This window comes from Pseudomonas kribbensis, assembly GCF_003352185.1.
Classification (GTDB): domain Bacteria; phylum Pseudomonadota; class Gammaproteobacteria; order Pseudomonadales; family Pseudomonadaceae; genus Aquipseudomonas; species Aquipseudomonas kribbensis.
On record NZ_CP029608.1, the window covers coordinates 1,400,007 to 1,418,770 of the forward strand.

General features: G+C 59.0%; 21 protein-coding genes. 18 read left to right on the forward strand and 3 right to left on the reverse strand.

Going from position 1 to position 18,764, the window contains the following annotated elements; translation table 11 throughout:
• The 4 genes from kdsA to ispD all read left to right on the forward strand — a co-directional run bounded on the left by kdsA (window position 1) and on the right by ispD (window position 3,446).
• On the forward strand, window positions 1-846 hold the full coding sequence (gene kdsA / locus DLD99_RS06360; protein WP_007954807.1) for a 3-deoxy-8-phosphooctulonate synthase: 846 nt from the start codon (window positions 1-3) through the stop codon (window positions 844-846).
• Window positions 847-1,002: 156 nt separating this feature from the next.
• Window positions 1,003-2,292 (forward strand): phosphopyruvate hydratase, encoded by a 1,290-nt coding sequence (gene eno, locus DLD99_RS06365; protein WP_007954808.1) that lies wholly within the window; start codon window positions 1,003-1,005, stop codon window positions 2,290-2,292.
• A gap of 171 nt (window positions 2,293-2,463) precedes the next feature.
• The gene (gene ftsB, locus DLD99_RS06370) at window positions 2,464-2,742 is read left to right on the forward strand and encodes a cell division protein FtsB (RefSeq protein WP_003222158.1); all 279 of its coding nucleotides are present in this window, start codon (window positions 2,464-2,466) and stop codon (window positions 2,740-2,742) included.
• Window positions 2,739-3,446, forward strand: coding sequence for a 2-C-methyl-D-erythritol 4-phosphate cytidylyltransferase (gene ispD, locus DLD99_RS06375; protein WP_114881645.1), 708 nt, complete (start codon window positions 2,739-2,741; stop codon window positions 3,444-3,446). The genes ftsB and ispD overlap by 4 nt, the downstream gene beginning before the upstream one ends.
• Here ispD and DLD99_RS06380 read toward each other — a convergent pair.
• A complete protein-coding gene (locus DLD99_RS06380) occupies window positions 3,443-4,339 on the reverse strand; it encodes a LysR family transcriptional regulator (RefSeq protein ID WP_085712852.1) in 897 nt (298 codons plus the stop codon). The two genes, ispD and DLD99_RS06380, sit on opposite strands and share 4 nt — an antisense overlap.
• A gap of 116 nt (window positions 4,340-4,455) precedes the next feature.
• Between DLD99_RS06380 and DLD99_RS06385 the strand changes: the two genes are divergently transcribed.
• From DLD99_RS06385 to rpoS, 8 genes are all read left to right on the forward strand, one after another.
• Window positions 4,456-5,568, forward strand: a complete 1,113-nt coding sequence (locus DLD99_RS06385; RefSeq protein ID WP_007954819.1) for an S-(hydroxymethyl)glutathione dehydrogenase/class III alcohol dehydrogenase — start codon at window positions 4,456-4,458, stop codon at window positions 5,566-5,568.
• A 55-nt stretch (window positions 5,569-5,623) separates the two neighbouring features.
• The gene (gene fghA, locus DLD99_RS06390; RefSeq protein WP_114881646.1) at window positions 5,624-6,469 is read left to right on the forward strand and encodes an S-formylglutathione hydrolase; all 846 of its coding nucleotides are present in this window, start codon (window positions 5,624-5,626) and stop codon (window positions 6,467-6,469) included.
• Window positions 6,470-6,512: 43 nt separating this feature from the next.
• Window positions 6,513-6,986, forward strand: a complete 474-nt coding sequence (gene ispF, locus DLD99_RS06395; protein ID WP_114881647.1) for a 2-C-methyl-D-erythritol 2,4-cyclodiphosphate synthase — start codon at window positions 6,513-6,515, stop codon at window positions 6,984-6,986.
• Window positions 6,983-8,041 carry a tRNA pseudouridine(13) synthase TruD gene (truD, locus tag DLD99_RS06400; protein ID WP_085712855.1) on the forward strand — a complete coding sequence of 353 codons (1,059 nt, stop codon included), beginning with the start codon at window positions 6,983-6,985 and terminating at the stop codon, window positions 8,039-8,041. The genes ispF and truD overlap by 4 nt, the downstream gene beginning before the upstream one ends.
• Complete coding sequence (surE, locus tag DLD99_RS06405; protein WP_114881648.1) at window positions 8,029-8,778, forward strand: 5'/3'-nucleotidase SurE; 750 nt, start codon at window positions 8,029-8,031, stop codon at window positions 8,776-8,778. Before truD ends, surE begins: the two co-directional genes overlap by 13 nt.
• Before the next feature lie 41 nt (window positions 8,779-8,819).
• Window positions 8,820-9,455: a protein-L-isoaspartate(D-aspartate) O-methyltransferase gene (locus DLD99_RS06410; protein WP_169432601.1), complete on the forward strand. Its 636-nt coding sequence runs from the start codon at window positions 8,820-8,822 to the stop codon at window positions 9,453-9,455.
• A 211-nt stretch (window positions 9,456-9,666) separates the two neighbouring features.
• Window positions 9,667-10,548, forward strand: coding sequence for a peptidoglycan DD-metalloendopeptidase family protein (locus DLD99_RS06415; protein WP_114881649.1), 882 nt, complete (start codon window positions 9,667-9,669; stop codon window positions 10,546-10,548).
• Between the two features lie 106 nt (window positions 10,549-10,654).
• A complete protein-coding gene (rpoS, locus tag DLD99_RS06420) occupies window positions 10,655-11,662 on the forward strand; it encodes an RNA polymerase sigma factor RpoS (RefSeq protein WP_007954831.1) in 1,008 nt (335 codons plus the stop codon).
• Window positions 11,663-12,174: 512 nt separating this feature from the next.
• Here the strand turns inward: rpoS and fdxA are convergent.
• A complete protein-coding gene (fdxA, locus tag DLD99_RS06425) occupies window positions 12,175-12,498 on the reverse strand; it encodes a ferredoxin FdxA (RefSeq protein WP_007908827.1) in 324 nt (107 codons plus the stop codon).
• A gap of 163 nt (window positions 12,499-12,661) precedes the next feature.
• Complete coding sequence (gene mutS, locus DLD99_RS06430; RefSeq protein WP_114881650.1) at window positions 12,662-15,244, reverse strand: DNA mismatch repair protein MutS; 2,583 nt, start codon at window positions 15,242-15,244, stop codon at window positions 12,662-12,664.
• Window positions 15,245-15,454: 210 nt separating this feature from the next.
• Between mutS and DLD99_RS06435 the strand changes: the two genes are divergently transcribed.
• The 6 genes from DLD99_RS06435 to DLD99_RS06455 all read left to right on the forward strand — a co-directional run bounded on the left by DLD99_RS06435 (window position 15,455) and on the right by DLD99_RS06455 (window position 18,758).
• The gene (locus tag DLD99_RS06435; RefSeq protein ID WP_085712860.1) at window positions 15,455-16,189 is read left to right on the forward strand and encodes a LexA family transcriptional regulator; all 735 of its coding nucleotides are present in this window, start codon (window positions 15,455-15,457) and stop codon (window positions 16,187-16,189) included.
• A 148-nt stretch (window positions 16,190-16,337) separates the two neighbouring features.
• Window positions 16,338-16,526: a hypothetical protein gene (locus DLD99_RS29065; protein WP_134825654.1), complete on the forward strand. Its 189-nt coding sequence runs from the start codon at window positions 16,338-16,340 to the stop codon at window positions 16,524-16,526.
• A gap of 194 nt (window positions 16,527-16,720) precedes the next feature.
• Window positions 16,721-17,152 carry a tail fiber assembly protein gene (locus DLD99_RS06440; protein ID WP_162803462.1) on the forward strand — a complete coding sequence of 144 codons (432 nt, stop codon included), beginning with the start codon at window positions 16,721-16,723 and terminating at the stop codon, window positions 17,150-17,152.
• 152 nt (window positions 17,153-17,304) lie between these two features.
• Window positions 17,305-17,706, forward strand: coding sequence for a tail fiber assembly protein (locus tag DLD99_RS06445; protein WP_114881652.1), 402 nt, complete (start codon window positions 17,305-17,307; stop codon window positions 17,704-17,706).
• A gap of 141 nt (window positions 17,707-17,847) precedes the next feature.
• Window positions 17,848-18,267 (forward strand): tail fiber assembly protein, encoded by a 420-nt coding sequence (locus DLD99_RS06450; protein ID WP_096819606.1) that lies wholly within the window; start codon window positions 17,848-17,850, stop codon window positions 18,265-18,267.
• A gap of 152 nt (window positions 18,268-18,419) precedes the next feature.
• On the forward strand, window positions 18,420-18,758 hold the full coding sequence (locus DLD99_RS06455; protein ID WP_096819604.1) for a phage holin family protein: 339 nt from the start codon (window positions 18,420-18,422) through the stop codon (window positions 18,756-18,758).
• Window positions 18,759-18,764 lie beyond the last annotated feature (6 nt).

Here is an 18,764-nt window from a genome sequence, read left to right on the forward strand (position 1 = left end):
ATGGCACAGAAGATCATCCGCGTCGGCGACATCGAGATTGCCAACGACAAACCCATGGTGCTGTTCGGCGGCATGAACGTGCTGGAAAGCCGTGACATGGCCATGCAGGTTTGCGAAGAGTACGTGAAGGTCACCGAAAAACTCGGTATCCCTTACGTGTTCAAGGCCAGCTTCGACAAGGCCAACCGTTCTTCTGTGACCTCCTATCGCGGTCCTGGCCTGGAAGAGGGCATGCGCATCTTCCAGGACATCAAACAAGCCTTCGGCGTGCCGATCATCACCGACGTCCACGAGCCTGACCAGGCCGCGGTCGTCGCTGAGGTCTGCGACATCATCCAGCTGCCGGCCTTCCTGTCGCGCCAGACCGATCTGGTCGTCGCGATGGCCAAGACCAACGCTGTGATCAACATCAAGAAAGCCCAGTTCCTCGCGCCCCAGGAAATGAAACACATCCTGAACAAGTGCGTGGAAGCGGGTAACGATCAATTGATCCTCTGCGAGCGTGGTTCGAGCTTCGGCTACAACAACCTCGTGGTGGACATGCTCGGCTTCGGCATCATGAAGCAGTTCGAGTACCCGGTATTCTTCGACGTGACCCATTCGCTGCAAATGCCTGGCGGTCGTTCCGACTCCGCCGGCGGTCGCCGCGCCCAGGTCACCGACCTGGCCAAGGCTGGCATGAGCCAGTCGCTGGCGGGTCTGTTCCTCGAAGCGCACCCGGATCCGGACAACGCCAAATGCGACGGCCCTTGCGCCTTGCGTCTGGACAAACTGGAGCCATTCCTGGCCCAGCTCAAAGCCCTGGACGAACTGGTGAAGAGTTTTCCGACGGTAGAAACCGCGTAAACCTCAATTCTCCGGTAAAGTACCGCACGATTTGTCGCTCATGCCCTCGGGTATGAGCGTTGTCGTCTGCAAGCTGCCCGCTGCACACCACTTGCCGACGGTCAAAAGATTTCCTCTAGCTGCGTCGTTTTCGTCAACTTTGGAGTGTTTACAACAATGGCAAAAATCGTCGACATCAAAGGTCGTGAAGTTCTCGACTCCCGTGGCAATCCCACCGTGGAAGCGGACGTGCTTCTCGACAACGGCATCATCGGCAGCGCTTGCGCGCCGTCCGGTGCATCCACTGGCTCGCGTGAAGCGCTCGAGCTGCGTGATGGCGACAAGAGCCGTTACCTGGGCAAGGGCGTGCTCAAGGCGGTAGCCAACATCAACGGTCCGATCCGCGATCTGCTGCTGGGCACCGACCCGAGCGACCAGAAAGCCCTGGATCACGCGATGATCAAGCTCGACGGTACCGAAAACAAGGCAACCCTGGGCGCCAACGCCATCCTCGCCGTTTCCCTGGCTGCGGCCAAGGCGGCTGCACAGGATCAGGACCTGCCACTGTACGCACACATCGCCAACCTGAACGGCACCCCGGGTGTGTACTCGATGCCGGTTCCGATGATGAACATCATCAACGGTGGCGAACACGCCGACAACAACGTCGACATCCAGGAATTCATGGTTCAGCCGGTTGGCGCCAAGTCTTTCTCGGAAGGTCTGCGCATGGGCACCGAGATTTTCCATCACCTGAAAGCTGTTCTGAAGGCCCGTGGCCTGAGCACTGCTGTCGGTGACGAAGGCGGTTTCGCTCCAAACCTGGCGTCCAACGAAGACGCACTGAAAGTGATCTCCGAAGCCGTTGCCAACGCCGGTTACAAACTGGGCACCGACGTGACCCTGGCTCTGGACTGCGCGGCCAGCGAATTCTTCGAAGACGGCAAGTACAACCTGTCCGGCGAAGGCCAGGTGTTCACCGCTGAAGGTTTTGCCGACTACCTGAAAGGCCTGACCGAGCGTTACCCGATCATCTCGATCGAAGACGGTCTGGACGAGTCCGACTGGGCTGGCTGGAAGATCCTCACCGACAAGATCGGCGAGAAGACCCAGCTGGTCGGCGACGACCTGTTCGTGACCAACACCAAGATCCTGAAAGAAGGCATCGATAAAAAGATCGCCAACTCGATCCTGATCAAGTTCAACCAGATCGGCACCCTGACCGAAACCCTGGAAGCCATCCAGATGGCCAAGGCTGCCGGTTACACCGCCGTGATCTCGCACCGTTCGGGCGAAACCGAAGATTCGACCATTGCCGACCTGGCCGTGGGTACTTCGGCTGGCCAGATCAAGACCGGTTCGCTGTGCCGTTCCGACCGCGTTTCCAAGTACAACCAACTGCTGCGTATCGAAGAGCAGTTGAATGGCAAAGCCAAGTACAACGGTCGCTCCGAGTTCCGCGGCTGATCGCTACATGTTAAAAAGACACCGGATTGTGTCGGAAAAGTCGTGACAGCGATGGATTTGCCACTAATCTGATGCCTTATATGCACAAGCCTGGATATTCCAGGCTTCGTGCTATCAGATGCTTCAAAGTTTTTGCGTGGCTGTCTTTTTTCACTGGATACCTGATATTCGATGCGCAGTCCTTACTGGTTGTTTCTCGTCTTGCTCTTGCTGCTGGCCGGTCTGCAGTACCGCCTGTGGGTGGGCAATGGCAGTCTGGCGCAGGTCGCCGAACTGAATCAGCAGATCGCTGATCAACACGCCGAGAACGAAGCCCTGCTGGAGCGCAACCGGGTGATGGACGCTGAAGTCAGCGAGTTGAAGAAAGGCATGGAGACCGTTGAAGAGCGGGCTCGTCACGAACTGGGCATGGTCAAGGACGGCGAAACCCTTTACCAGTTGGCCCAATGATCGATTCCCTGCCGGCCTTCTGGGCCGTGATTCCTGCCGCGGGCGTTGGTGCCCGTATGGCCGCGGACCGTCCCAAGCAATACCTGCAACTGGGCGGGCGCACAATTCTCGAACACAGCCTCGGCTGTTTCCTCGATCACCCGAGCCTCAAGGGGCTGGTGGTCAGTCTTGCCTCTGATGATCCTTATTGGCCGACCCTGGCCAGCGCCAGCGATCCGCGAATTCAACGGGTCGAGGGCGGCGCCGAGCGTTCCGGTTCGGTGCTCAACGCCTTGCTGCATTTGCATGCGCAAGGTGCCGACGATGAGGATTGGGTGCTGGTGCACGATGCGGCACGGCCCAATCTGAGCCGTGACGATCTCGATAAATTACTTTCAGAACTTGCCGACGATTCAGTGGGCGGCCTGCTGGCCGTGCCGGCGCGCGACACCCTCAAGCGGGTCGACAAGCACGGTCGTGTTGTCGAAACCGTCGATCGCAGCGTGATCTGGCAAGCCTATACGCCGCAGATGTTCCGCCTCGGCGCACTGCACCGCGCGCTGGCGGACAGTCTGGTGGCCGACGCGCTGATCACTGATGAAGCTTCGGCCATGGAGTGGGCCGGTATGGCGCCGCGTCTGATCGAGGGCCGTGCGGATAACCTGAAAGTCACCCGCCCGGAAGACTTGGAATGGTTGCGCCAGCGCTGGGCCAACCGTCGTTAAATCCGGTACTCCGGCCGTTCGGCCAGACCTTCCTTGAGAAAATCCACCAGTTTGCGCACCTTCGGCGAAAGGTGCCTTTGCTGTGGATACAGCGCCCACACCGCCGTATTTGGCGGTTGATGCGCTTCCAGCAAAGAGATCAACGCACCGCTGTGCAAATGCTCCAGCACGTAATAGTCCGGTAACTGACACAAACCCACGCCTTGCAGCGCCGCATCCAGCACCGCTTGCCCACTGTTACAGCGCCAGTTTCCCTGTACCCGCTGGGAAAATTCCCGCCCGTTCTGTTCCAGCTGCCAGATATCCGAGCTGCCGATCAGGCAATTGTGCCGGCTCAGTTCCGACAAGCTGTGTGGCCGACCGTACCGTTCGAGGTAGGACGGCGACGCGCAGAGGTACATGCGCCGTGGGGCCAGACGAGTCGCCACCAGCCGGGAATCCTGAAGACGCCCGAGACGGATCGCCAGATCCAGGCCTTCATGCACCAGATCGAGTTGCCGGTTGGTCAGTTCGATATCGATGCGCAGTTGTGGATAGTGCCCCATGAACCGGGTCACCAGCGGCACGATGAAGCGCTCGCCGTAGGCCACGGCGCAGGTCATGCGCAGCATGCCTTTGGGCTCGCTGGTCAGATCGCCGACTGCACGCAATGCTTCTTCGCGACCGTCCTGCAGGCGCTGACAATGTTGCAGGAAGGTCTGGCCGGCTTCTGTCAGCGTGACGCGCCGGGTACTGCGGTAGAGCAGTCGTGTCTGTAAACGCTCCTCCAGCCGTACGATTTGTCGACTGATGTGCGAGGAAGAAACGCCCAGACGTTCGGCAGCCGCGGTGAACTGGCTGCATTCGGCAACGGCAACGAACTCGTCGATGCCTTCCCAGCGGTTTTCGGACATCGGGATTATCCCTGTATGGCAATAATGTTTTGCTTTTGTCCGGATTATTCATCAATCGGCGCTGGACTACACTGCCAGTCTGTTTTTTTATTCAATGGATTCACTGGAGAGTCAGCATGATCAAGTCGCGCGCCGCCGTTGCCTTCGAGGCCAAGAAGCCGCTGGAAATCGTAGAAGTCGATGTCGCCATGCCCAAGGCCGGTGAAGTGTTGCTGCGCGTGGTGGCTTCCGGGGTTTGCCACACTGACGCCTACACCCTGTCCGGCGCTGACCCGGAAGGCATCTTCCCGTCGATCCTCGGTCACGAAGGCGGCGCGATCGTTGAAGCGATCGGCGAAGGCGTGACCTCGGTGGCCGTCGGCGACCACGTGATCCCGCTGTACACCCCGGAATGCGGCCAGTGCAAATTCTGCAAGTCGGGCAAGACCAACCTGTGCCAGGCGATTCGCGCCACTCAAGGCAAGGGCCTGATGCCGGACGGCACTTCGCGTTTTTCCTACAAGGGCCAAACGATTTTCCACTACATGGGTACCTCGACCTTCTCCGAGTACACCGTGCTGCCGGAAATCTCCGTGGCCAAGATCTCCAAGGATGCACCGCTGGAAAAGGTCTGCCTGCTCGGTTGCGGCGTAACCACCGGGATCGGTGCGGTGATCAACACCGCCAAGGTCAAACCGGGTGACACCGTGGCCATCTTTGGTCTCGGCGGCATCGGTCTATCGGCCGTGATTGGTGCAGTGAAGGCCAAGGCCTCGCGCATCATTGCCATCGACATCAACCCGGCCAAGTTCGAAATCGCCAAGCAGCTGGGCGCTACCGACTGCGTGAACCCGAAAGACTTCGATCGTCCGATCCAGGAAGTGATCGTCGACATGACCGACGGCGGCGTCGACTTCTCCTTCGAATGCATCGGCAACGTGCAACTGATGCGTGCGGCCCTCGAGTGCTGCCATAAAGGTTGGGGCGAGTCGGTGATCATCGGCGTTGCCGGTGCCGGCCAGGAAATCGCCACCCGTCCGTTCCAGTTGGTGACCGGTCGCGTCTGGCGCGGTTCGGCGTTCGGTGGCGTGCGTGGTCGTACCGAATTGCCAAGCTATGTCGACATGGCCCAGAGCGGCGAAATCCCGCTGGACACCTTCATCACTCACACCATGGGTCTGGAAGACATCAACAAGGCCTTCGACCTGATGCACGAAGGCAAGAGCATCCGTACCGTCATTCATTTCTGATCAATCGCGATGCCACGGCTGCCAATGCGCAGCCGTGGTTGCGTAGGAGTCCTACATGAGTCTGGAAAACATCTCCTGTCAGAAGAGTTTCGGCGGCTGGCACAAGCGCTATCGCCATCGCTCCGATGTGCTGGGCTGCGACATGGTGTTTGCCGTGTATCTGCCGCCGCAGGCAGAGCAGGGCGGCAAGCTGCCGGTGCTGTACTGGCTGTCGGGCCTGACCTGCACGGACGAGAATTTCATGCAGAAGGCCGGCGCCATGCGCATGGCAGCCGAACTGGGGTTGATCATCGTGGCGCCGGACACCAGCCCTCGTGGCGCCGATGTACCGGGTGACCCTGATGGCGCGTGGGATTTCGGCCTCGGTGCCGGGTTCTACCTGAATGCCACGCAGGAACCGTGGTCGCGGCACTATCGGATGCATGACTACGTCGTGCAGGAATTGCCTTCACTGGTTGAAGCGCATTTCCCGGCGTCGGACAAACGCAGCATCAGCGGCCACTCCATGGGCGGTCACGGCGCATTGGTCTGTGCGTTGCGCAATCCGGGGCGTTACCAGTCGGTTTCGGCGTTTTCGCCGATCAACAATCCGATGGATTGCCCGTGGGGCCAGAAGGCGTTCTCCCGTTATCTGGGCGAAGACCGTTCGAAGTGGCGCGAGTGGGATGCCTGTGCGCTGATCGCCGAGGCCGACGAGAAACTGCCATTGCTGGTCGATCAGGGTGACCGCGACGATTTCCTCGCCACCCAGCTCAAACCCGAAGCCCTGCAACAAGCGGCAAAACAGGCGGGCCATCCGCTGACGTTGCGCCTGCAACCGGGCTACGACCACAGCTATTTCTTCATCGCCAGCTTCATAGACGACCACTTGCAGCATCACGCACGCGCTCTGAAGGGCTAATGCAGGTAGAATCACGCCCTGACAAAATTCGGGGCGTTTTTTTATGCGTATTGGCCACGGCTATGATGTGCACCGTTTCGCTGAAGGCGATTTCATTACTCTGGGCGGCGTGCGAATCGCACACGGCTTCGGGCTGCTCGCTCACTCCGACGGTGACGTCCTGCTGCATGCCTTGAGCGATGCCCTGCTCGGCGCGGCGGCGCTGGGTGATATCGGCAAGCATTTCCCGGACACCGACCCGCAATTCAAGGGCGCCGACAGCCGAGTGCTGTTGCGTCATGTGGTCAGCCTGATCCACGCCAACGGCTGGAAAGTCGGCAACGTCGACAACACCATCGTTGCCCAGGCCCCGAAAATGGCCCCTCATATCGAATCGATGCGCGCGCTGATTGCCGCGGATCTGCAAGTAGAACTGGATCAAGTGAACGTGAAAGCCACCACCACCGAGAAGCTCGGCTTCGTCGGTCGCGAAGAAGGCATTGCCGTGCATTCCGTTGCCTTGTTGCTGCGCGCATGAACGAACTGCAACTGCTCGGCCCGCGGGCCTATGGCGACGCCCTCGGCACCGCGGTACTGAAAGCCATTGCCGAAGATTTTCAGGTCGATGAAGTCCTCGACATTCCATTCAGCGGTGACGGCGAGCACCTGTGGATCTGGGTGGAAAAGCGCGGTCTGAACACCGAAGAAGCGGCTCGACGCATTGCCAAGGCGGCCGGCGTGCCGCTGCGCACGGTCAGTTACGCCGGTCTCAAAGACCGTCAGGCGCTGACCCGCCAGTGGTTCAGCGTGCAATTGCCGGGCAAGGCTGACCCGGATCTGTCGGCGGCGGAAAACGACACGCTGAAGATCCTCAAGACCACCCGCCACAAGCGCAAGCTGCAACGCGGCGCGCATTCGGCCAACGGTTTCACCTTGCGCCTGACTCAATTCAATGGCGACAAAGCCGCCATCGACGAGCGTCTGCAACTGATTGCCAAACAAGGTATACCGAACTACTTCGGCGCCCAGCGTTTCGGCCATGACGGTGGCAACGTGGTCGATGCCCGTTCATGGGCGGCGCGCAAGGCTCTGCCGGAGCAGCGCAATGTGCGTTCGCGCCTGCTGTCGACCGCTCGCAGCTTTCTGTTCAATCAGGTACTGGCGGCGCGTGTTGCCGATGGTACCTGGCAGCGCGCCCAGGTCGGCGATCTGCTGGCGTTCACCGACAGCCGCAGCTTTTTCCCGGCAGGTGTTGCCGAGTGCAGCGACCCGCGCCTGGCAATTCTCGATCTGCATCCGACCGGCCCGCAGTGGGGCGAAGGTGACTCACCGGCCGCCGGCGCTGTCCATGATCTGGAGCAGGCAATCGCCGCACGCGAGGCGGATCTGCGCGATTGGTTGATTAATGCCGGTATGAGCCACGAACGTCGTATCCTGCGGCTGCCCATTGGCGGGTTGACGTGGCATTATCCCGAGCCTGACATTCTGCAACTGGAATTCGTCCTCCCGGCCGGATGCTTCGCCACCGTATTGGTGCGCGAACTCGTTGATCTGGTGCCGGTGGGGCAGACGGACAGCCCATGCGTATTCTGATTTCTAACGACGATGGGGTAACCGCGCCCGGTCTTGCCGCGCTCTATGCTGCGCTGGCGGATTACACCGAATGCGTGGTTATCGCCCCGGAACAGGACAAGAGCGGTGCCAGCAGTTCGCTGACGCTGGATCGTCCGTTGCACCCGCAATACCTGGCCAACGGTTTCATCAGTCTCAACGGCACGCCGACCGACTGCGTGCACCTGGGGCTCAACGGTTTGCTGGAACGCGAACCGGACATGGTGGTTTCGGGCATCAACCTCGGCGCCAACCTTGGCGACGACGTGTTGTATTCCGGGACAGTGGCGGCGGCGCTCGAAGGCCGTTTTCTCGAACACCCGTCCTTTGCTTTCTCGCTGGCCTCCCGGCAGGTGGACAATCTGCCCACCGCTGCCTACTTTGCGCGCAAACTGGTCGAGGCCCACGCCGGGCTCGATCTGCCACCGCGTACGGTACTGAACGTGAACATTCCCAATTTGCCGCTTGATCACATTCGCGGCATTCAGCTGACGCGCCTGGGGCATCGCGCCCGTGCGGCAGCGCCAATGAAAGTGGTCGATCCCCGTGGCAAGGCCGGTTACTGGATCGCCGCTGCCGGCGATGCAGAAGACGGCGGTCCGGGCACCGATTTCCATGCGGTGATGCAGGGCTACGTTTCCATCACTCCGTTGCAGCTCGATCGCACCTTCAATGATGCTTTCAGAAGTCTCGACGGCTGGTTGGAGGGGCTCAACTGATGGCTCGTGAACAAGACGACCGGTTGCGCAGCGGCATCGGGATGACCTCCCAGCGCACCCGTGAACGCCTGATTCAGCGTCTGTATGAAGAAGGACTGTCCAACGCGAACGTGCTGGAAGTGATCCGCCGCACCCCGCGTCATCTCTTCGTCGACGAAGCGCTGGCGCACCGTGCCTATGAAGACACCGCGCTGCCGATTGGCCACAACCAGACCATCTCCCAGCCTTATATGGTCGCGCGCATGAGCGAGTTGCTGCTCGAGGCGGGGCCGCTGGACAAGGTGCTGGAAATCGGCACCGGTTCCGGTTACCAGACGGCGGTGTTGTCGCAACTGGTCGAGCGGGTGTTCTCCGTCGAGCGGATCAAGGTGCTGCAGGACCGGGCCAAGGAACGCCTGGTCGAGCTCAACCTGCGCAACGTGGTGTTCCGCTGGGGCGATGGCTGGGAAGGCTGGCCGGCGCTGGCGCCGTACAACGGCATCATCGTCACGGCCGTGGCGACCGATGTTCCCCAGGCGCTGCTCGATCAGTTGGCACCGGGCGGGCGGATGGTCATCCCGGTCGGCTCAGGCGAAGTTCAGCAATTGATGTTGATCGTGCGCGAAGAAAACGGCTTCTCCCGACACGTTCTCGGGGCGGTGCGTTTCGTGCCATTGCTCAACGGGCCGCTGGCCTGAGCATTTGTTTTTCGGCGCTGAATTCCTTGCGAGTGCACCTGTCTTACAGCGGCACCGATTGTTTAAACAGAATTCATCGTCCATGAGCAAACGTGTGCGCCGAGCGATAACGCTTCATTAAAGGTAAAGCCGGATTCGCCCGTTATACTTGCGAAGCTACACGCCGAAATCGGCATTCCACATTTTTCAGCCACCACAAAGGGAGCGGCGGGTGAGTCTCACAGTCATTGCGCAGCGTATGGGTAACACGAGCTTTCAGCGCCTGGTGACTGGCCTTGTCTTGAGCACCTTGCTGGTCGGTTGCTCCAGCACCAAATCGAACAACGTTCGGGTGGTCGATCGCAACAATGCGGTCGCCCAGCGTCCTACAGTGACGACCGGACAGTATGTAGTCCGTCCGGGTGACACGATGTTTTCCATCGCGTTTCGCTACGGCTGGGACTACAAAGCCCTCGCTGCCCGGAACAATATTCCTACGCCGTACACGATCCACCCGGGTCAGACGATTCGCTTCGATGGACGCCCGGGGTCAACGTCGACAGCGGTGGTGAGCAACAGCAGTTCTGCGCCGTCCTCGTCGAGCAAAACCACGATAATCCGGCGCCAGGCGAATGGCACGACGACCACCACAACCACGGGTTCTGGGGCGGCTGCCACGACCGTTGTACCGTCCGTCGCCAACAAGCCGGCACCGGCTCCATTGCCTCCACCGGGCCCGGCCCCGACCGGCTGGGGATGGCCATCTAATGGCATTCTGATTGGTAAATTCTCTTCAAACGGTAGTTTGAATAAAGGAATTGATATCGCCGGAGATTTGGGACAGCCTGTTTTAGCTGCGTCTGATGGGACGGTGGTTTACGCCGGGAGTGGCTTAAGGGGCTACGGCGAATTAGTCATCATCAAACACAGCGAAACCTACGTCAGTGCTTACGGACACAACCGTCGGCTGTTGGTACGGGAGGGGCAGCAGGTCAAAGTCGGACAGACAATTGCCGAAATGGGGTCAACGGGTACAGACCGGGTGAAACTGCATTTTGAGATTCGCCGACAAGGTAAACCTGTAGATCCGCTGCAGTTCCTGCCAAGACGTTGATTTGCAGACCAGCCTGTTCTTTCACGTAGAGGGGACAGGCTCCAGCGTTGCCAAGGATAAAGGCGTCGCTTGAGCTTGGGGTCGAACTCACCAAAGGACTATAACAATGGCTCTCAGTAAAGAAGTGCCGGAGTTTGACATCGACGATGAGGTTCTCCTGATGGAGACCGGCATCGATTCGGATTCGATGTCGAATGATGAAGGGGCTGCTCCACCTTCCGTTCGTGCCAAATCCAAACACTCCGCTTCACTTAAGCAACACAAGTACATCGACTACACTCGGGCACTCGATGCCACGCAGCTGTACCTCAACGAAATCGGCTTTTCCCCATTGCTCTCCCCGGAGGAAGAAGTTCATTTTGCGCGTCTGTCGCAAAGTGGCGACCCCGCCGGGCGCAAGCGCATGATTGAAAGTAACCTGCGGCTGGTGGTCAAAATCGCCCGGCGTTACGTCAATCGGGGGCTGTCGCTGCTGGATTTGATCGAAGAGGGCAACCTCGGGCTGATCCGCGCGGTGGAAAAGTTCGATCCCGAGCGCGGCTTCCGCTTCTCGACCTACGCGACCTGGTGGATCCGTCAGACCATCGAGCGCGCGATCATGAATCAGACCCGGACCATCCGGCTGCCGATCCATGTGGTCAAGGAACTCAACGTGTACCTGCGGGCCGCACGGGAGCTGACGCAAAAACTCGATCACGAACCTTCACCCGAAGAAATCGCCAACCTGCTGGAAAAACCGGTGGGCGAGGTCAAGCGCATGCTGGGCCTGAACGAGCGGGTTTCTTCGGTCGACGTCTCGCTGGGTCCGGATTCGGATAAAACCCTGCTGGACACCCTCACGGATGACCGTCCGACCGATCCATGCGAACTGCTGCAGGATGACGATCTGTCGCAGAGCATCGATCAATGGCTCTCGGAGCTGACCGACAAGCAACGCGAGGTGGTGGTCCGCCGCTTCGGCCTGCGCGGTCACGAGAGCAGCACGCTGGAAGATGTAGGCCTGGAGATCGGCCTGACCCGGGAACGGGTGAGACAGATCCAGGTGGAAGGCCTCAAGCGCCTGCGTGAAATCCTCGAGAAAAACGGCCTGTCGAGCGAGTCGCTGTTTCAGTAAGCGTCCTGCATGACCGCCCGCAAAAAGCCCCGACTGGTTCGGGGCTTTTTGTTGTCTGGCTTTGGCAATCTGTTTGGAACCTGACGACCGGTCGTCGTTTCCCGGGTTTGTAGTCTCGCGGTGTAAGCCCTGGCTTACTCTTTCGTAAGTGTTCGTTATTTTTACACTGCGGAAGACATCCATTGGGCTGTGGGCCTATGGATAAGTTTTTGATTTATATGAATATTTATAAATATTAAATGCTTATGACAGGAGGTTTTACCGGAATGGGCCGGTTGCCCGAACCGGGGAACTCTTTAGTATCTGGGTTGTGTCGACGGATAGACACGCCCTTCAAGGAGGAAGGGAATGGACATCGCAGGACGCGATTCATCAGGACGATGAAAAGGAACACAGGGAATAGGGAAAAAATGTGGGCGGGTCAAACCGCCCCTTTTTTTTGCCCGCAGAAATGCAAAACCCGGAAAAACAAAAAGGCCCGCAAGGGGCCTTTTCTTCAAACGCGGGACAGATCAGCGTTCGAGGTCTTTGATCTTGCCTTTGACGCCATCCCACTCTTCGGCGTCCGGCAGCGATTCTTTCTTCTCGGTGATGTTCGGCCAGATCTCGGCCAGCTCAACGTTCAGCTGAATGAATTCCTGCATTTCTTCCGGAACTTCGTCCTCGGAGAAAATCGCGACGGCCGGGCATTCCGGTTCGCACAGGGCGCAGTCGATGCACTCATCCGGGTGAATCACCAGGAAGTTCGGGCCTTCGTAAAAGCAGTCCACCGGACAGACTTCTACGCAGTCGGTGTACTTGCACTTGATGCAGTTGTCGGTGACGACGAAGGTCATTTCTAATTTTCTCCTCAGGCGGCGGCAGCGTTGCCCCTTCACGGTTGGGGTCGCCAGGTTCGGGAGCGATGTCTGCCAGCCAGGCTAATAGCCAGCAGCATCCCGAACCGCGCGAGATTCTAACAGCTTGAAGCCGTTTGCGTTATATCCGGTTCTTCGGTGCTTAGATCCGGTTCTTAAGTGCATATAACATTTCGAGTGCCCGACGCGGCGTCACGTCATCGAGATCCAGCTTGGCCAGTTCGTCCAGTACCGGGTGCGGCAGGCTGGCAAACATGTCGCTTTGCTGCGGCGTAGCCGGTTTGCCTTTGGCGGCAGGCTTTGGCGCCTCATGGGGCAGTGCGGTGTCCTCCAGGCGGCTCAAGTGCTCGCGGGCGCGCACGATCACTTCACTCGGCACACCGGCCAGTTGCGCCACGGCCAAGCCATAGCTTTGGCTGGCCGGCCCCGGCAACACATGGTGCAGGAACACAATGCGTTCGTTGTGCTCGGTGGCGTTGAGGTGCACGTTGGCTACCAGAGGCTCGGCTTCCGGCAACACGGTCAGTTCGAAATAGTGCGTTGCAAATAGAGTATAGGCACGCAAATGTGCCAGTCGCTCAGCCGCCGCCCATGCCAGCGACAAACCGTCGAAGGTGCTGGTGCCGCGACCGACTTCGTCCATCAACACCAGGCTGCGTTCGGTGGCGTTGTGCAGGATGTTGGCGGTTTCGCTCATTTCCACCATGAAGGTCGAGCGTCCGCCGGCCAGGTCGTCGCTGGAGCCGATCCGGGTGAAAATCCGGTCTACCAGCGACAGCTCGCAACTGGCCGCCGGCACGAAGCTGCCGATATGCGCCAGCAGCACGATCAATGCCGTCTGGCGCATATAGGTGGATTTACCGCCCATGTTCGGACCGGTGATCACCAGCATCCGGGTGTTGTCGTCCAGGCTAAGATCGTTGGCCACGAACGGCGTCGTCAGCACTTGCTCGACCACCGGGTGACGGCCCTGGGTGATGCGCATGCACGGTTCGCTGACAAAGGTCGGGCAATTCAGGTCGAGATTCAGGGCTCGTTCGGCAAGGTTGCTCAGCACATCCAGTTCAGCCAGCGCGCCAGCGGTATCCTGCAAGGGCGGCAACTGGCTTATCAGATCTTCCAGAAGCGCCTCGTAAAGCATCTTCTCGCGAGCCAGGGCACGGCTCTTGGCCGACAGCGCCTTGTCTTCGAATTCTTTCAGCTCAGGGGTGATAAAGCGCTCGGCGCCCTTGAGGGTCTGACGGCGAATGTAGTCTGCCGGTGCCGATTCGGCCTGCTTGCTCGGCAGTTCGATGAAGTAGCCGTGGATACGGTTGTAGCCGACTTTCAGGTTGGCCAGGCCGGTACGGGCCTTTTCCCGGGCTTCCAGATCGATCAGGAACTGGCCGGCGTTTTCGCTCAGCGATTGCAGCTCGTCGAGCTCGCTGTCGTAGCCGGTTTTCAGGACGCCGCCGTCACGGATCACTGCCGGTGGGTTGTCGATAATGGCTTTTTCCAGCAGCGCCGCCAGTTCCGGGTAAGTGCTGGTGGTGGTGGCCAGACGTTGCAGGTGTGGCGCTTCCAGGTCGGTCATCGCCACTTGCAGTTCCGGCAGGGCGCCGAGTGCGTCACGCAGGCGGGCGAGGTCGCGAGGGCGGGCATTGCGCAGACCGATCCGCGCCAGAATCCGCTCGATGTCGCCGATTTCCTTGAGCTGCGGTTGCAGGCTTTCAAAGCGATAGCGGTCGAGCAGGCAAGTGATCGAGCTCTGGCGAGCCAGCAGCACAGTCAGATCGCGCAGCGGTCGGTTCAGCCAGCGAGTCAGCAAGCGGCTGCCCATGGCGGTCTGGCAACGGTCGACCACCGATTGCAGGGTGTTGTCGCGGCCACCGGCCAGGTTGGTGTCGAGTTCCAGGTTGCGGCGGCTGGCGCCGTCCAGCACCACGGTGTCGTCCAGACGTTCGTGGCGCAGGCTGCGCAGGTGGGGCAGGGCGGTACGCTGGGTTTCCTTGGCGTAGGCCAGCAGGCAACCGGCAGCGCCGATGGCCAGGGTCAACGTTTCGCAGCCGAAGCCTTTGAGGTCCTGGGTCGAAAACTGCTGGCAAAGACTTTTCAGCGCCGAGTCGCGCTCGAAATCCCACGGCGCACGGCGACGAACGCCACGGCGTTTTTCCGCCGGCAGGTCCTTCGGCCAGTCATCCGGGATCAACAGCTCGACCGGGTTGACCCGCTCCAGCTCCGCCAGCAGATTCTCCCAGCCCTTGATCTCCAGCACGGTGAAGTTGCCGCTGGTGATGTCCAGCACCGCCAGACCGAACAGACGCTCATCCCCCAGCACCGCCGCGATCAGGTTGTCGCGACGCTCATCCAGCAGTGCCTCATCGCTGACCGTGCCCGGGGTGATGATCCGCACCACCTGACGCTCTACTGGCCCTTTACTGGTGGCCGGGTCGCCGACCTGCTCGCAGATCACAACCGACTCGCCGAGCTTGACCAGCTTCGCCAGATAGCCTTCCGCCGCGTGATACGGAATCCCGCACATCGGAATCGCCTGCCCCGCCGACTGCCCGCGAGCGGTCAGGGTGATGTCCAGCAACTTGGCCGCTTTCTTCGCGTCTTCGTAGAAGATCTCGTAGAAGTCGCCCATGCGGTAGAACATCAGCTGGTCCGGGTGCTGATTCTTCAGGCGCCAGTACTGCTGCATCATCGGAGTGTGGGAGGACAGGTCGGAGACGGCTTTATTCATCGGATTGTCAGGTAACTCGTTGGAAGGTGTGGGGCAAAAGCGGGGCAGTCGCCCGGCTTTTCCGCGATGGGCGCAAGGTTACCATGGGCGGTCTGTCGGACGCAGGCATCGCGGCCGGGTGACATCTATCTGGCGCAAAAAGGTCGATTATGCACGATTTATGCAAATCAGCATTTGTCTTCCCGAAAAACTTCAAGCACTATGCGCGTTATGCAAAAACGCAACGTATCCTCCGTCTTAAGAGCACTGCTCGATCAGCACGGGATCTCCCCCACGGAGCTCCACCGTCGCACCGGCGTGCCTCAATCCACTCTCTCGCGGATTCTCAGCGGGAAGATCGTCGATCCTTCGGATAAACACATCTCGAAGATCGCCGAGTACTTCGCCGTGAGTACCGATCAGTTGCGCGGGCGCGCGGATGTTGCGCCGGTCGCGGGCGGCGGGCGCGAGGAGTTGCATTCCGAACTCAAGGACATAAGCCTGTGGGACGATGACACGCCCGTCGATGACGACGAGGTGTCGGTGCCCTTCCTTCGCGAGGTTGAATTGGCTGCTGGATCAGGAAGATTCGTCATCGAAGAGAGCGAACGCTCTAGCCTGCGTTTCGGCAAGCGCAGCCTGCGCCATAACGGCGTGCAGTTCGACCAGGCCAAATGCGTGACCGTGCGGGGCAACAGCATGTTGCCGGTGTTGCGCGACGGCGCCACTGTCGGTGTCAACGCGGGCAAGTGCGGGATCGGCGACATCATCGATGGCGACCTTTATGCGATCAACCACAACGGTCAGTTGCGAGTGAAGCAGCTCTATCGCCTGCCAACCGGTATTCGCCTGCGCAGCTTCAATCGCGACGAACATCCGGACGAGGACTACAGCTTCCAGGACATGCAGGAAGAGCAGATCGTCATCCTCGGTCACGTCTTCTGGTGGGGCATGTACGCCCGGTAACGATCCCTCTCTCAGATAAAACCCGCCCACGGCGGGTTTTTTTTCGCCTGTAGAAAACCGGACAACCCTTGATTGGCGGGGCTTCCATGCGCCTGCGCAATTTTCATGCATAAATAAATGCATTTGCGCATTGACTGGATATGCATACATGCATATTCTTGCCACCAAGCCGCTCGACAAAGCGGCTGGCAACAACAGCTCTTTAGTTCCACAAGAACAGGCAGCGATGAACCGGCCTCAACGGTTCAGAGGGTTGGCAACTGACCCGGGTGTGCAGCGTAAAGCACCAGAAGCAGTTATCCGGCGGGCAGGGACCGCGGTCGGAAAAACAATTTGAACGGACTCGTACCGCGCCAGTAGCGCCGAAAAGTCAGCTTCCTTCACGTACACAGGATTGAAGGAAGGCAAAGGAGTGCATTACTGAAAAGCCCGGCGCATTGCCGGGCTTTTTGGAATGCTCCTCTGAGCAGATCACCTGCAATGAATATTGTGCAGAGCAGGGCCTGGTTGAATAGACAAAGGGAAATTGGAATGAATCGTTATGCATTTATGGAGTTGATCTCTGGGTACAGCTTTTATCTGGTCAACCAAATCGTGGAGGCTGAAAGTCAGCCGCCATTTCCTGCACAGGGAGGACCGATGGACTACTGGATGGATATCACCGCAAATCCAGAGGTTCACGTTGGCTTGATATACAGGTACTCCGGCTCGGCCCCGGGCTTTTTTGAACCCGTTTACGCGGACTACCTGGCCATTGCCGTTGCACGCAAAAAGCAGCGTTTTCTTATCGCAGCCGAATGGCTGACGTATAACCCGCTGCAATACCGGGTAGAGCTGGGTGCCGCAACCCCGGCAGAGGTCACGCAATGGCAAGCCTACAAACAGTACATCGTCGACCTGACCGAGATTAACAATCAGCCCGGTTATCCAACGGCGCTCAACTGGCCGGTTGCTCCTTTCTGAGTCACTCGCCTCACAAGACTTCCACAGCGCGTGCGCGATTGAAGAGCCCGGCGTAATGCCGGGCTGTTTGAAGTGCATGCGGATGCAATCGCTGTGGCAGTACCTCTGGAGATGAACGCATCTTCGTGAAATATCAAACCAAGGAGCAGGGAATGAAGTTGTTTGCGCTAGTAGAAGGATCGAAGGTTACCCGTCTGGTGGAAAGTGAAGAGATGCCGATTTCAACTTCACCCTTTGGTAACTGGATCGATGTAACCGGAAACACTGAAATCGCAGTGAATGACCGCGCGTCTTTCAATGGCGGCTGGACGTTCACAAAACCAAGCGATGCGGAGCTGATCAGCGAGATCGAATATGACGCACTGTTGCGATTGAGAGACATTGAAAATCGTCTGTTGAGGAAGTCTTTGCAGTTCAAGGTTGATCTTGGCGTAGCCGAACCTGCCGAAGCGGCGTTGTTGCTGGTTTATAAGCAGTACTCCATTGCCATCAGCGATCTCAATAAACAACCAGGTTATCCACGGACTGTTGTTTGGCCCGTTGTGCCTCAGTAAGCCGGTTTAACCACTCAATGAATCGTTCAGGATCGCATGACTGATAAGCCTTGCCTAAGCGCCGGGCTTTTTTGAATGCCTTGACTGATTCAGACAGATTTTCAGGCAAGTCCGGGATTCCGGCAGATCAAGGTAATAGTGATGAAAAAGTACGCACGCATTGTCGGCGGTAAGGTCGACAACCTTTTTGAAACCAATAACCCGATTCAAGAAGAGTTCCCTGCCGATCAACTTTGGGTGGATGTTACAAGTCTTTCCATTAACCAGATCGACTATGACTCGACGGCAGTCAATAACGACGGCGTCTGGACGTTCAGCGCTCCGGACCCAGCGATGCCGAGCTGGTTGTCACTGCGATTGAACAACGAACGAAACACCCGCCTCGCCAAGTTGAACGATCGCCTGACCGCGACCGCGCTGCCATTCAAGGTCGAGTTGGGTATCGCGACAGACGCCGACAAGGCTTATCTGCGGGCTCACAAGCAGTTCTGCATCGACCTGAGTAATGTAAACAAACAGCCTGGCTACCCACTGACCGTTGTCTGGCCGCCATTGCCATAAATGCAATTGCGGTACTTGCTCCAGCAGTATCGTAAACCGGAGTGCATTACTGAAAAGCCCGGCGAGATGCCGGGCTTTTTGGAATGCCTGCCTCGAGAGAAAACGTTTGAACCCAACACACACCACTCATCCATCACACCAGGAGGCGTGACATGACAAACGAGCAACAAGCGTTGGCGGACATGCCGATCTGGCTGGTCATCCTGCTTGCCGTGGCGGGCGGGGTCTCCGGCGAAATGTGGCGCGCCGACAAGGACGGCGCCCGCGGCTGGCCGCTGTTGCGCCGGCTGGCCCTGCGCTCCGGCGCCTGCATGATCTGCGGCGTCTCGGCGATCATGCTGCTGTACGCAGCCGGTATGTCGATCTGGGCCGCCGGCGCTTTTGGCTGCCTGACCGCAATGGCCGGTGCCGACGTGGCCATCGGTCTGTATGAACGCTGGGCCGCCAAACGCATCGGCGTCTGCGAAGTTCCTCCGCGCGACCCGCAGTAACCCCTT